The sequence below is a fragment of the Candidatus Magnetobacterium casense genome (assembly GCF_019173545.1).
GTDB classification, from domain to species: domain Bacteria; phylum Nitrospirota; class Thermodesulfovibrionia; order Thermodesulfovibrionales; family Magnetobacteriaceae; genus Magnetobacterium; species Magnetobacterium cryptolimnobacter.
This window is the reverse complement of sequence record NZ_JABXWD010000046.1, coordinates 1-14,276: the sequence shown is the minus strand read 5'-3', so window position 1 is coordinate 14,276 and position 14,276 is coordinate 1. Positions and strand designations below refer to the sequence as shown.

The 14,276-nt window shown below is 51.7% G+C and carries 11 protein-coding genes; 4 read left to right on the top strand and 7 right to left on the bottom strand.

All coding sequences use genetic code 11. The features are described from left to right. The 3 genes from HWQ67_RS04240 to HWQ67_RS04230 all read left to right on the top strand — a co-directional run. The coding region (locus tag HWQ67_RS04240) for a hypothetical protein (RefSeq protein ID WP_218251400.1) at positions 1–265 on the top strand (265 nt) is incomplete at its 5' end. Beyond that, positions 243–2,102, top strand: coding sequence for an MASE3 domain-containing protein (locus HWQ67_RS04235; RefSeq protein WP_218251399.1), 1,860 nt, complete (start codon positions 243–245; stop codon positions 2,100–2,102). The genes HWQ67_RS04240 and HWQ67_RS04235, both read left to right, overlap by 23 nt. Then, entirely contained in the window at positions 2,099–3,202 is a 1,104-nt protein-coding gene (locus HWQ67_RS04230; RefSeq protein ID WP_218251398.1) for an HD domain-containing phosphohydrolase, read from the top strand. The genes HWQ67_RS04235 and HWQ67_RS04230 overlap by 4 nt, the downstream gene beginning before the upstream one ends. A gap of 110 nt (positions 3,203–3,312) precedes the next feature. Here the strand turns inward: HWQ67_RS04230 and HWQ67_RS04225 are convergent, their stop codons facing one another. Next, positions 3,313–5,592: a protein kinase domain-containing protein gene (locus HWQ67_RS04225; RefSeq protein WP_218251397.1), complete on the bottom strand. Its 2,280-nt coding sequence runs from the start codon at positions 5,590–5,592 to the stop codon at positions 3,313–3,315. 314 nt (positions 5,593–5,906) lie between these two features. Between HWQ67_RS04225 and HWQ67_RS04220 the strand changes: the two genes are divergently transcribed. Further along, positions 5,907–6,497, top strand: coding sequence for a YIP1 family protein (locus HWQ67_RS04220; RefSeq protein WP_218251396.1), 591 nt, complete (start codon positions 5,907–5,909; stop codon positions 6,495–6,497). Between the two features lie 237 nt (positions 6,498–6,734). On the opposite strand, the gene HWQ67_RS04215 is transcribed toward HWQ67_RS04220, so the two are convergent. The 6 genes from HWQ67_RS04215 to HWQ67_RS20410 all read right to left on the bottom strand — a co-directional run bounded on the left by HWQ67_RS04215 (position 6,735) and on the right by HWQ67_RS20410 (position 14,250). After that, a complete protein-coding gene (locus HWQ67_RS04215) occupies positions 6,735–7,241 on the bottom strand; it encodes a DUF4416 family protein (protein WP_218251395.1) in 507 nt (168 codons plus the stop codon). Between the two features lie 44 nt (positions 7,242–7,285). After that, positions 7,286–7,810 carry a TlpA family protein disulfide reductase gene (locus HWQ67_RS04210; protein ID WP_218251394.1) on the bottom strand — a complete coding sequence of 175 codons (525 nt, stop codon included), beginning with the start codon at positions 7,808–7,810 and terminating at the stop codon, positions 7,286–7,288. Positions 7,811–7,814: 4 nt separating this feature from the next. Beyond that, a complete protein-coding gene (locus HWQ67_RS04205; protein WP_218251393.1) occupies positions 7,815–10,322 on the bottom strand; it encodes an ATP-dependent Clp protease ATP-binding subunit in 2,508 nt (835 codons plus the stop codon). Positions 10,323–11,015: 693 nt separating this feature from the next. Continuing rightward, on the bottom strand, positions 11,016–13,118 hold the full coding sequence (locus HWQ67_RS04200) for a bifunctional aldolase/short-chain dehydrogenase (RefSeq protein ID WP_218251392.1): 2,103 nt from the start codon (positions 13,116–13,118) through the stop codon (positions 11,016–11,018). After that, the gene (gene lsrF, locus HWQ67_RS04195; protein ID WP_218251391.1) at positions 13,115–14,002 is read right to left on the bottom strand and encodes a 3-hydroxy-5-phosphonooxypentane-2,4-dione thiolase; all 888 of its coding nucleotides are present in this window, start codon (positions 14,000–14,002) and stop codon (positions 13,115–13,117) included. The genes HWQ67_RS04200 and lsrF overlap by 4 nt, the downstream gene beginning before the upstream one ends. Positions 14,003–14,139: 137 nt before the next feature. Then, positions 14,140–14,250: a DUF29 family protein gene (locus HWQ67_RS20410; RefSeq protein ID WP_425340697.1), complete on the bottom strand. Its 111-nt coding sequence runs from the start codon at positions 14,248–14,250 to the stop codon at positions 14,140–14,142. Positions 14,251–14,276: the final 26 nt, after the last annotated feature.

Below are 14,276 nucleotides of genomic sequence, written 5' to 3'. Positions count from 1 at the left end.
TTTTATGCATCATGGATTCCTGGTCAAGCCAGGAATGACACACTTGGAAAACGCCTGTAACTGTCATTCCTGCGAAAGCAGGAATCCATGCCCTTTAACCGTGAAAAAATTTTTTACCCTGCTTTTTAAAGAGGATACCCAGATTGTCAGTCATTTATGTCATAATAGAATACATAATGAGACAGACGCTTGTCGTGATTTTGGTTTTGGGCGCATTTTATGTTTTAAGCGTTTACAACTATTTGTTATTTCACAGTTTCGCTGAACTGTTCAGCATTGTAATAGCCTTTGGGATATTCACGCTGGCATGGAACTCACGGTCATTTGCCACCAATTATTACCTGCTCTTTCTGGGGATTGCTTACCTGTTTGTGGCCTTCGTGGATACTCTGCATGCGCTCTCCTATAAGGGCATGGGGGTCATTCATGGGTATAACGATAACAACCTGCCACCTCAGTTGTGGATTATCGCACGGTACACAGAGGCTGTTTCTTTGGCTATTGCTCCGGTGTTTTTCAGGAAAAGACCCAACGTTGGCGTCGTCTTTCTTGGATTTGGATTGACGGTTACGCTGTTGTTGTTGTCCGTGTTTTACTGGCGTGTATTCCCGGACTGTTTCATCGATGGTGTGGGGTTGACGAGGTTCAAGGTGGTAAGTGAGTATGTAATATGCCTCATCTTAGTGCTTGCATTGGTTATGCTGCTGCAACACAGGGGAGACCTCGATGGATATGTCCTGCGTATGCTGATACTATCGTTAGTGTTTACGATTTGTACCGAGATCAGTTTCACGTTTTACATGCACTTGTATGGGATATCCAACGTTGTGGGTCATTTTTTGAAGATACTGTCCTTTTACTTTATATACCTGGCCATCATACAAACCGGTCTGAGAAACCCCTACAGCCTGCTGTTCAGGGACCTCAAAAGGAGCGAGGTGTCCCTGAGCATAAGCGAGGAGCGCTATCGCAACCTGTTTAACAAAAGCCCGGCGAAGATGCTTCTGGTAGACCATGACACCAAAAGGGTGGTGGATGCCAATCCGATGGCTTGTGCTTTTTATGGCTACACCCTGGATGAGATGAAAACTCTCAAGATAACTGATATCATAGCAGAGGCGCCGGATGATGAGCTTCCCTCCGAAAGCAGGATATACGACATGCTCCACAGGCTTGCAAACGGTGAGCTTCGCAACGTGCGCATCAAGTCAAGTCCGATAAACATAGATGACAGGATGACCTTGTTCATGATCGTGGCCGATATAACACGCAATGTGCAGGCCGAACAGGAAATCAGACGAAAACAGCAAGAACTACAAATGCTAAACCAAACACTTGAAGTGAGGGTCAGGACTGAGATCGTTAAACGAATGCAAGGGGAACAGATGCTCATACAACAGTCAAAGTTGGCGGCCATGGGTGAGATGTTGAGCATGATTGCCCACCAGTGGAGACAACCCCTGTCCTCAATTACAACGATCAGTGGCGACATGCAGATAGCCCTGCTCCTTGATACCTTTAGCAAGGATGAGCTTTATGAATCCCTTAAAAAGATAAATTACCAGGCACAGTACCTCTCAAAGACAATCGATGACTTCAGACTGTTCTTTAGCCCAAGGAAAACCAGAGAAAACGTCTGTATCACCGACATCATTAATCAGGCCCTGGCAATCGTAAAAAACTCCCTGGACTACAACGCAATAAAGGTCGGGATTGACTGTTCCCTGGCTACGTCAATTAACACCTACGCAAACGAGGTTACACAGGTGCTGTTAAATGTGCTCAAGAATGCCCAGGATGTGCTCGTTACACGACAGATACACGACCCGGGTATTACCCTCACGTGCAGGGACGACAATGGCTTTGCGGTGCTGGATGTGGAAGATAACGCCGGAGGGGTGGCAGAGGAAATTATTGGCAGGATATTTGACCCATATTTTACGACAAAGGACGAATCTACGGGAACGGGGCTTGGCCTGTACATGTCCAAGATGATCATCGAACAACATTGCAGAGGTGAGCTGTCTGTAAGAAACACGCAACGTGGTGCCTGCTTTACTATCAGATTACCGTACAACATTGAGGAGGATGCGAGCAAATGATAGATACCAACACACTTAAAGACTTTGTGAGGCGTGCAAAGGCAATCAGAATCCTTTACGTGGAAGACGACAAGCAGATACGGGAGGATACGAGGAAGTTTTTGCTGAGATTTTTTGAGACCGTTGAGTGTGCGACCAATGGTCAGGAGGGGCTTGACAAGTACAGACCCGGACTGTTTGACATAGTCATCAGCGACATCCGCATGCCCCATGTCAATGGAATAGAGATGGTCAGGGGGATCAAGAAGCTCAACAAGCATCAAAAGATAATCGTCATTTCGGCCCATGACGAGGCGCATTATCTGATGGAGTTGATAAATCTTGGCGTACACAGCTTTTTGCTCAAACCCCTTGATGTACAACACCTGCTGGAGGTCCTGAGTGAGACGGTGGATTACCTGTGGTACTCAAAGCTGGAACAGACCTACAAGAAAATGCTCGAAAGTTCGGTCGATAAAAAGACCTTTGAACTCAAAGAGACAAAGCGGGCAATCAAGAACCTCACCGACGAACTGCTCCAGCGTCTGATTTCTGCGGCTGAACACAAGGACTCAGACACCGGTGAACATATAGTGCGCATAGGCCTCTACTCAAAGAGGCTGGCACAGGAGTTGGGCATGTCACAGGAGTTTATCGAGGCAATCGGGTTTGCAAGCCCCCTGCACGACATTGGCAAGATCGGCATCCCTGACAGCGTGCTGTTAAAGCAGGGGAGGCTCACGGAGGAGGAGTTTGAGACCATGAAGACGCACTCGGCCATAGGGGCCAGCATACTCTCGGGGTCGTCTCACGCCAATATCCAGATGGCCGAGTCCATAGCCCTCTGCCACCACGAGCGGATGGATGGCTCCGGGTATCCCGCCGGACTACGTGGCGAATCCATACCGATTGAGGCACGGATTGTCATCATCTGCGACCAGTATGACGCCCTGGTGATGAAGCGTCCGTATAAGCCCGCATTTGAACACAAAAAGGCGGTCGAAATAATCACCAAGGGCGACGGCAGAACCCTCCCCGCACACTTCGACCCCGATGTCCTTGGGACCTTTGCAAGGATTGCCGGCGACTTAGATGCCATCTACAACGAAAACAAGGACTGAAAGCAAAAAAAATAATAGTTCAGCAATGCAATTGAAACCTTATGTATATAGCGCGTTTCGATTGCGTGCAATACAAGAAAGGGGCGGTTTGTGGCAGGGGTGGTGTCTCATCAGATGTCCATTGAGGTGTCGATCAACGTTGGGGTATCGCCATTGCCCTGTACGTCGCCGCTGTCGGGGCGTGAGTGTCCAGTCTCATATGCGGAGCGTGAAAATTCGGTCTCCTTACGGTGTCCGCCTCCGTTGCCGTTGTGTAAGTCATGGTCGCCGTTGGAATTTTCACCGGTTGTCTCATTGGTGGACACCACAGCCTCAGCCTCTACAATGACAGGCTCAACGGATGGTTGCACTGACTGCTGCTGTGGCTGTGACGTATCGGATGTGAGCCTGGCACAGGCCTCCCTGCCTTGGTCGGAGGTCAGCCAGCGAATAAACTCAACGCTGTCACGGTAGTTTACCGATGGATGAACCAGCGGATTTACCGCCATGACATAGTTATAGTTACTAAAGCCGCTCTCTGCAAGTACATCCAGTTTAATGCCCTCCGTGGAGGTCAGGTGTTGAAAAGTGGCCTTATCGGTGATGGTGTAAGCCTTGAGGCTTTCGGTCAATCTGAGGGTATCGGCCATGAGCTGCCTGGTTTCGATGTACCACGGCTGTGAGGTTGGGTCGATCTCCAGCGCCCTCCACAGTGCCATCTCCTGCATATAGACCCCGGAGTGGTCCCCGCGCGATATGAACAGACAGCTACAGTGCGCTATTGCCTGCAATGCCTCCAGGGGTGAGGTGCCGTGGGCTATTTTCGCCGGATTGGTGTAGTGACCTACCAGCATGAGGTCGTTCTGCCTGAGCTTGTGCACCTGGACAAAGCACCTGTATCCATCGCCTCCGCAGGAAGCAGACTTGGTCATATCATCGGCCTCTTCGGCACTGAGAGCGGCAAAGGCCATATCAACATGCCCACGCCTGCCAAGTTCCAGGGCCAATCCCGAAGAGACCGACAGTGCGTGTATCTCGATCCCTTCTTTTTGTGCATACACAGGGATTATGTCTTCAAAGCATCCCGTGTCCATAAGGCTTGTTGCTATGGCACAGCGTATCTGGCGGGTCTTGGTGCGCCGCAGTTGTATCTCCATTTCGGTACACCTGGCATTGACCTGTCGAAGTCGCTCGGATATCACCGACGAAAGATTCCTGTAGAGCTTAAAGCACAGGTTTTCACTGGTCTTTCTGAGTACCACTTCGTTGATCTCAATGGCCGTGCAATCGGTCTGGGCCGTGGCCGTGGCCGACCGCAGGGATTGGTCTAGGATGGCCATTTCGCCAAAACAGGCGCCCTGTCCCAGCGTGGCGATGGCCTCCTCCGCACCGGCAACGTTTCTCGATATTGTGACACTGCCGCTGACAACTATGTACATCTTCTGACCAACCATGCCCTCTTTGAAAATTACCTGACCACGGGGGAAGTAGACTATCGTGCTCATGTTCATGATCTGGTAGATTTCGTTTGGCGTGAAGTCGCAAAAGAAGGTGTAGCTGTCCTTCAGTGATATGATGAGTGCCCGCATGTCGTTGTCCGTGAGTTCGGGGAGGTCTGCGCACTCTTCTTTTTCGATGACGTGCAGTAAGAGTTCGAGGTCATCGGCCATGTCGGCGGCTGAGGGATAGCGGTCTTCCTTGTTTTTTTCCAGACCGCGCAAGACGATCCTGCTGATTTCGTGCGGGATATCGGTGTTGAGTTCGTGCGGCGGTGTGGGGGTGTCATTGAGGACGGTCTTAAACAGTGCCTTCAGCGATTCGGCAATGAAGGGCTTTGTGCCCGTAAATATTTCGTATGCCAGGACGGAGAGCGAGTATATATCGGTCTGCCGGTTGAGGGGTTGTCCAAAGAGCTGCTCCGGGGACATGTAGTGCGGCGTGCCGGTGAGATATGTCCTTGAGTTATCGGTAGTTTTGGTTTCGGCAGTGGCGATTCCAAAGTCCATGATCTTTATCTGGCTGTCGTCAATTACCATGATGTTGGCCGGTTTGATGTCCTTGTGTATGATGCCGTTCTGGTGGGCATAGTGCAGCGCCCTGGCGATCAGGATGATTATCTTTACCTTTTCCTTCAGAGGAAGTCGGTGTTGTTCCGCTATGATGCCCTTGAGGGTCACACCGTTGACATACTCCATGAATATAAAGTGTGTATCGTTAAACTTCTCCACATCATATATCATGGTTATGTTTGGGTGGTGGAGTTTACCGAGGTTCTTTGCCTCGTCAAGATTTCCGGCGGTCTTGGCGGCAACGATCCTCTCTATGACCGTGTCATAGCCCTTGTAGACAACCCCCTGTGCCCCACGCCCTATCTCCGTGAGATTTATATACCTTCCCAGGTTAAGTATCATATGCCTCTACCTCCTGATACGTATCGCAGACATCGCTGATTAATTACTCTGCTGTATTATAACATACAATAAACATTGAATTTAAACAAAAAAAACCCCAGGGGGTGCATAAGAAAGTAGTGGGCGCTTCGTCAAAGAAAAAAAGGGACGGCTCCGTCCCACTTTAAAACCCCCCGCAAGGGGGCCAGCCCCCCCTTTATGCCGGGGGTCGCTGACCCCTTGACCCCATAATAGACACCTTGCTACCCATGAAAAATCTATGCACCCAACGCAAGCGTGTTTTTTATCAACCTTTTATGTTACTATCAGATATTATGGGCAGAAACCATATCAGTGTTTTTAGCATTCCCTCAACGGCTATAAGGGTGTTGACAACCCCGGCTGATTTTTTCAGCACAATGCCCAAAAAGGGTGGGTACATGGGACCGTTGGTCTTTATGATAGCGATGGGGGTATCCGGTGGTTTGCTCAAGGCTGCTATCAGCATCCTGGGATTCAACATCCTTGAGGGGATCGGGAAGGCCGTGGCCGCTATCTTGTTTGTACCAGTGACGGTGACGCTGTTTGGGTTTTTGGCGGCCCTGGCGCTCTTTATTATCTGGAAGATTCTGGGGTCGAGGCAATCCTATGAGACCTCCTACAGGTGTGTAGCATACATGTCCGTGCTGATGCCGGTGATGGTGGTGATTAACGGGTTTCCATTTCCAGGCGGTTTGGTGTCAGTTACCCTGTTGGTAATATTCATAGTCATAGCCGGCGAAAAGGTTCACAGTATCCCTCCGATGCGAACAAGAATTGTCTTTACCATACTAGGCCTGGTCTTAGCCATTATGTACGTCAAAAACGATCAAACCATCAGGCAAATCGAAAAAGAAAAAACATACCAGCAGCAATACAAACGATAAAAAAAAAGAGTAAGAATTCCGCTATATAATTGATATGCCGTGTATGATAAACCTATTGTCAAAAAGGTAACATGGGGTCAAGGGGTCAGCGAGGGGTCAGCGACCCCCGGCTAAGTTCCCCCGGCTCAGTGGGGGACTGGTCCCCTTGCAGGGGGGTCTGAGGGGGGCCAGGTGCGACCTGGAGCGCCAAGAAGCGGAGCCGCCCCCTTCTTTCTTTTTTTTTGGTGGAAACTGCCATCAAACGAGTCTCCTGACTTGAAGCATAAAGTCAATGGCAGCAGGCTCCTTGTAATCGAGGTACGTAAACAGGTGCGGGACATATAGGCGCTTGTCCTTGTTGTAGATCAGTGTGACTTCGGCGTAGATGCCGTCCCTGAGATAGACCCTGTGGGAATAGTTCTTTGTTGATGCCAGGACGACCTTTGCCAGGGTGATATAACCGGGGTCTATGTTGACCCTGCGCCTGCCGCATACCGACAGCACACCTTCGATTTCGATTGTCCTGCGCTTGACGTCGGCAATGGCCCCGGAGTCAAACGCCCCATCGATGGCAATAAACCGCCTCCACACAGGAGTTCCCAATTCGCCTTCGTAATGGCGATAGTAATCCCACTGAAACTGCCCTGCCTGCAACACAATACGTCCAAAGGCCTCCGACACTACCGCCATTGCAGCCTCACAAGCCTCGCCGTCAGAGTACAGCAGCCCACAGAACAGCACTGCCTTCTCCCCGATATCCCTCACAATAGCCTCCTGTCCGGGGTATTGCCGGTTGTGTGTACGGTGGACTACTTCCCGGTGAGTTTGCTGATCATGTCCTTGGCCATCTTGGAGTCCCACTCAACCGGACCAAGTATGCGCTTGGCTACAATCCCACGCTTGTCTATCAGGAAGGTCTCCGGCACACCCGTCAGGCCATAGGTCTTTGCGCTCTTTTGATCGGGGTCCTGCAGCACGGGGAAGTCGTACTTGCCGTCTTTCATAAACGCCGTGGCATTTTTCATCGAGTCCCTGAACAAGACCGTAACGATCTGAAAATCAGGGTTTCCCTTTTGCTCGGCGTAGAGTCTCTGCAAGGAAGGTATCTCCTCCACGCAGGCCGTACACCAGGTTGCCCAGAAGTTAAGCAACACGGCCTTGCCCTTTATGCTCTCCAAGGTCAGCGTGTTGCCCTTGTCGTCCTTGAGTGTAAAGTCAGGCGCATTTAATCCCTCCACTGCCCGACTGCCGTGCTGCTTCTGTCCACCCTTGAAACCCTGCTGCACTACCAAGGCAGCAATCACCAACATTATGATAAGTATAGCCGCTTTCATTTTTCTATCTCTGATACGTTCCGTAGTCAATGTCACTCACGGAGGCGTCAGAGTCAAAAATCACCCCGGCCTCACCCACGGAGACGTATTCCTGCACCGTATCTGATTCCTCAAATACAAGGGTGCCATCCCTCAACGACACGATTATCCTGTTGACGCCCTTAAACCGACCCTTTATGATCTCCTCCGATAATCTGTCCTCAATCTCTTTTTCAATGGCGCGCCTCATCGGTCTGGCCCCATAGGCCGGCTGGTAGTACTTTACCATCAGCCACTCCTTGACCTCATCTTCCAGCTCTATCAGTATGTCCTGTTGCAGGAGCTGACGGTTGGTCTGCTCTACAAGCAGGTCAATGATGCTGCTCAGTTCGTCCTTGCCCAGGGGATGAAATACCACGATGTCATCCACCCTGTTGAGGAACTCAGGGTTAAACGTCTTCTTTAGTTCGTCCAGGACGTTTGTCTTTATCTTTGAGTACAGGTCTGCGGAGTCCTTTCTGTGAAACCCCAGCGGTGTAGCCTTTTCGATGATCCTTGCACCGAGGTTGGAGGTCATCACGATGACCGTGTTTTTAAAGTCAACCTTTCTGCCGAGGCTGTCCGTGAGCACCCCCTCATCGAGTATCTGCAACAGGATGTTAAAGACATCGGGGTGTGCCTTCTCTATTTCGTCAAACAACACCACCGAGTAAGGCTTCTTCCTGATCCGCTCGGTCAACTGTCCGCCATCATCATAGCCGATATACCCCGGAGGCGCCCCCGTTAATTTGGAGACATTAAAGCGCTCCATAAACTCCGACATGTCTATCTTAATGAGGGACTTGTCATCGTTAAATAGGAAATTAGCCAGTGCCTTTGCCAGCTCCGTCTTGCCCACGCCCGTGGGACCCAGGAAAAAGAACGACCCAATAGGCTTGGTCCTGCTCTTGATACCGGCACGTGAACGCTTGATGGCACGACTTACGCAGTCTATGGCCTCCACCTGCCCGATGATCCTCTTGTGCAGTTCATCCTCCATATGCAGCAGGCGTTCGGTCTCTTTTTCCTCGAGCTTGTACAGCGGGATGCCCGTCATCTTGGCCACCGTATAGGTGATATCATCCTCCCTGACCAACGGAGTGTCCTTGCTGAGGTTCTCCTGCCACTTGTTCTGGATGACATCAAAGAGGCGCTTTAGTTTCTCTTCCTCACCTCTGACAGAGGCTGCCTTTTCTATGTCATTTTTTCGGATATGCAAGGTCTTTTCCTTGTATAAACGAGCCAGGTCCCGTTCGATGTCCTTGAGCTCCACCGGAGGCGTGAACCGTTTGAGTTTTATTCTCGAACCGGTTTCATCAATGACGTCGATGGCCTTGTCGGGGAGGTTTCTGTCGGAGATATAGCGGTCGGACAGTCGTGCGGCTGAATCAAGGGCTTCGTTGGTTATTGTGATGCCATGGTGGGTTTCGTACTTGTTCTTTAGACCCTTGAGAATCCTGATCGTGTCTTCTATGCTTGGCGGCTGGACATAGATGGGCTGAAAGCGCCTCTCAAGGGCGCCATCCTTTTCTATGTACTTTCTGTATTCGTTTAACGTTGTGGCCCCTATGCACTGTATCTCCCCTCGTGAGAGGGCTGGTTTGAGCATACTTGAGGCGTCAACCGACCCCTCCGCCGCCCCGGCCCCTATGAGGGTGTGCAACTCGTCTATGAACAGGATGACGTTATCGGACTGCTTGATCTCTTTCATGATCACCTTGAGGCGCTCTTCAAACTGCCCCCGGTACTTTGTACCCGCTATGAGGGCGCCAAGGTCCAGTGAGATGATCCGTTTTCCGATCAGGCTATCCGGCACATCGGCACTGTTTATCTTTTGCGCAAGTCCTTCCACGATGGCGGTCTTACCCACGCCTGGGTCGCCAACGACAACGGGATTATTTTTCATCCTTCGCCCAAGTATCTGGAGTATGCGCTCGATTTCGTCCTCACGCCCGATGACCGGGTCCAGTTGGCCATCCTGTGCCATTGAGGTCAGGTCTCTGCCAAACTCGTTCAGGGCCGGGGTTGAGGTCTTCTTTGCCTTTGAGAAGTTCTGTGCCCGCATGGAGAGGTTTATCGTCAACTGTCTTGCCCCCAGGAGGTTTGCTCCGAGGTTTCTCAATATCTTCCCGCCGATCCCTTCGTCCTCCCGGATCAGCCCCAACAGCAGGTGCTCACTGCCTATGTAGTTGTGTCCCAACAGGCGCGCCTCCTCCACCGACAGCTCCAGCACCTTCTTTGCACGTGGCGTGAAGGGGATTTCGCCAAAGGTGAGCAGGTTGCTCCCACCGGGAAGGTTCCGCTCCACTTCGACCCTTATATCCTCCGTGGATAGACCCATCTTGCGCAATATGGTAACAGGCAGGCCGTCCTTGTCCCTCAACAGGGCCAGCAACAAGTGCTCCGTGCCCAGGTAGTCATTCTGCCTGTTTTCAGCCTCTTCCTTGGCGTATATAATTATCTTCCTGCCTCTCTCTGTGAACTTTTCAAACATCTCTATACCTCAACATGCTTTTTTGCCCGGAGTTAAACTTCTGCCTCTATCCAATATATCTCCTCATAAATTATAACTATTAATATAAAACAATAAATCCGTAATGTCAATATCCGTTGCAAGATTAATTTGCTCCCCACTGCCTCAGACCTCCCCTGCCTGTTATATTGTCAGTTGTTACCTCAATTCTATTGATTTCGTTAGTGCTTCTTTTCTTATTTGCCACTTAAACTGCTGGGTTAAATACAAAATACATGGCATTTTTACGGGGTCAATGGGTCAGCGCCCCCCCGACTCAGTGGGGGACTGGTCCCCTTGCGGGGGGTTCTGAAGGGGCCAGGTGCGACCTGGAGCGACAAAGAAGCGGAGCCGCCCCTTTCTTTCTTTGTATTGCAATCGATCGAAACGCACTATAATATGTTTTACTAATGTATAATAACATATCGCAGCATATTTTTAGTATATTTACTCAACTTTCGCAGCAAAAAACTATGCTTAGATTACTTATTTACGCGGAATTATAGAAAAATTATATAGCGAATATACCTCTATTTGTTGTATAATAGTATTATATTAAATTATAGCACGTTTCGATTGGATTAAACACAAGATACATGGCATTTTACGGGGTCAAGGGGGCTGGCCCCCTTGCAGGGGGGTCCCAAGGGGGGGCGGAGCCGCCCCCTTGTTGTCTTACCGCGGCGTGGCATCAGGCAAACCGCCGTCAACGGGGATGGTGGCCCCGGTAGTTGGCGTCTGCCGTGTCGCAAAGAACAAGACCGCCCTGGCTACGTGACTGGCCTTTATAGACGCCTTTAACAGGTTGCGACTGACGTAATAATCCTCAAGGCCCTTCTCATCGAGGCCGCGTGCCTTCATCCGGTCGGGGCCGATCTCCGCCCACAGACCGGACTTACGAGCGCCGTCGGAAAACACCGCATCGGGGGCTACCATGTTGACACGCACGTCAATGGAGGCCAACTCCAGCGACGCAATCCTGGCCAACTGATGGGCCGCCGCCTTGGACGCACTGTACGCCCCAAATCCGGCACCGGGGGCAAAGACGTTCTTGGTGGAGACCATGACGATGTCCCCGCCGCTGCCCTGAACCCTGAATAGTCTGGCCGCCTCGCTGAGGACGTTGAGTGTGCCATCAACGTTGACCCGTTGCACCTTGCGGAAGGCCTCAAGGGACATGTTCTCAAGCGTGGAAACCATAGCGATTCCGGCATTTGGGACCAGCAGGTCAACCCCGCCCCAGGCTCCAACCGCCTCGGCAAATGCACCTCTGACGGAATCGGCATCCGTGACGTCCATCGGAACACCCAATACCCTGTCGTTGCCGTAGAGCGCCTCTAGCTGCCCCACCAGGGAGTTTAACGCCTCCCCCGACAGATCGGCAACGGCCACGTGAGCGCCCTGCTCCAACAACCCACGACAAATCGCACTGCCAATGGCCCCCGCCGCACCGGTCACCAGGGCCACGTGATGACACAGGGGCAGCTCTGACGTTGTGGACACCTTGGCGTGTTGATAGTCACGGTACTCCATCGTAAACAGGTCGGATTCCTCAATGGCCTGGTAGGCGCCCATTGCGGCGATGGCGCCCTTTACCGCCACAGACTGCGCTGTAATATCGGCGGCAATCCGTGCAGCCCTGGCATCCCTACCGGCGCATATGACACCAAGCCCGGGGATGAATATCACACGTGGCTGGGAATCAAAGGCGCTGAGGCCATCCTGCATCCTGTGACGTCCAATGTAGGCATCGTACTGTTGCCGGTAACGTGAGAGTGCATCGGCAAGCTGTCCTGCTATTTTATCGAAGTCGGGGGATTCCAGCCACAGGGGGAAGGCCTTTGTCCTGATGAGGTAATCCGTCGTAATGGGCGGCGTTAGGGCGATCTCCCTGCCACGCTCTGACTCAACAAATGCGAGGGTCTCATCGGTTGCAAGGTGGTTGAGTATCACCCGCTGACAGGAATCCTCCGTTTTTGAGGCCAGCATCCCCCTGATGATGGGGGCAATTGCCCTGTACCGCTGACTGGCCACTGAGACCGTCGTGACAGGTGTCACCACAATCTGGGACTTCCTTGCAGATTCTATGTACCTCTCTGCCCTGCTGACCAACTCTATGGTCAGGTCGTAGGACTCCCTTGCACTCTCCCCGCAGGTTATCAGCCCATGATACATGAGCACAATCGCACGACAGCCCGGATTGTCCGAAAACACCTCGGACACTGCCTTGGCCAGCTTAAAGCCGGGCGTTATGTAGTCCAGTATGACGACGTCGTTGTTCTTTACCGCCTCAGGTCGCACCTGACCCAAGGCGTTTCTTATGTGTGTTTGGGCGTTTGTCTGATTGGTCAGGGTCAGGATTGCATCGGGATGCGTATGGTCGATGTACTTAAACGGGATGAAGACGTGCATGAGGGTCTCAAGTGATGGATTTGGACAACGATAATCGAGCATCTGCGTCCTGATTTCGTTTATCATCTGCTGGTCTGACATAGCCTGCAGGACGCTCAATCGTTGCAGATACTCAAGCCTCAGCCCAACGTAACCCTCCGGTCCGGCTGTGGCCATGTCGGCCCCGGAGGCCTTGACGTAGATAACGGGTATCTGCTGCCCCAGGATGTCCGTGTGTGTCGTCTTGACGGAAGTGTTGCCGCCGCCATGCAGGACAAGCCGCCTCTCTAACCCGATGAGCCTGCCCGAATGCACCCTCTGAGCGAGGTCGTCGGCAGGGGGTACTTTATGATTATCCGGCTTCTTGGCGGACCATCTGTTTATCATCTGGCACTGTTGGTCTTGTGTGTGTTGTAGAAGTCGTATGCTTCTTGGGGGGTAACGCCCTCGTGGACTACCCTGCGCACTGCCTGGATCATGGCAATTGGGTCGTCCGACTGGAAGATGTTGCGCCCCATGTCAACACCACATGCACCCTGCTGTACGGCGTTATAGGACATCCTCAGGGCATCGAGTTCGGGGAGCTTCTTTCCGCCGGCCATGACAACCGGCACGGGGCAGGAGGCCGTTACCGTGTCAAACCCCTCCGGCACATAGTAGGTCTTGACGTATGTGGCGCCAAGCTCCGCACATATCCTGCAGGCCAGACGCAGGTACCTGGCATCCCTGACCAGCTCCTTGCCCACGGCGGTAACGGCAAGGGTCGGTATCCCGTAACGGTTGCCCATGTCAACCAGCCGGGTCATGTTGTGGATCGATTTCGTTTCGTACTCCCCGCCGATAAATACCTGGACGGCCATGGCTGCCACGTTAAGGCGGATTGCGTCCTCGATGTCAACGGCTATCTCCTCGTTGGAGAGTTCCTTGAGGATGCTTGGTCCCCCACTGGCACGCATCACGATCCCCCTGGTGTAGGTTGGGGGAACGGTTGTGCGTAGTATCCCGCGGGTCAGCATGAGGGTGTCGGTGTATGGCAACAGCGGCAAGATGTTTATATCCACGCGCTCAAGCCCCGTCGTAGGCCCCTGGAAATATCCGTGGTCAATGGCAAGCATCACGGTCTTGCCCGATATCGGATTAAAAATGTTCGATAACCTGTTCTTCATCCCCCAGTCAAGGGAATTTGAACCCTTCAGGAAATACGCCTCGCTCCTGGCGGGAACGTCAGAGTAGAACAGCTTTCCTTCCTTTACACTGTCTGTGTCGGCCATGTGTCTTCTCCTTATGTTGGTTCTCTATATTGTGTTATGCAAAAGCATTGTAAAAGCTATGACGCACATTTATCATAACATAATGGTTCACAGGTGGCAAAGTATCTTGTAAAAGGGGAGGCGTTCTGCCATAATCCTCAGACCTGAGCTGACACAACGGGTGCATAAATTTTATCACTTCTGGCCATGCTCTCCAGCTCCTCTATTATATTTTCCAGGTCTATCTCTGCAAACCTGCCCTGCCGCAACAGGTCGGCATTATAAAATAAAAATC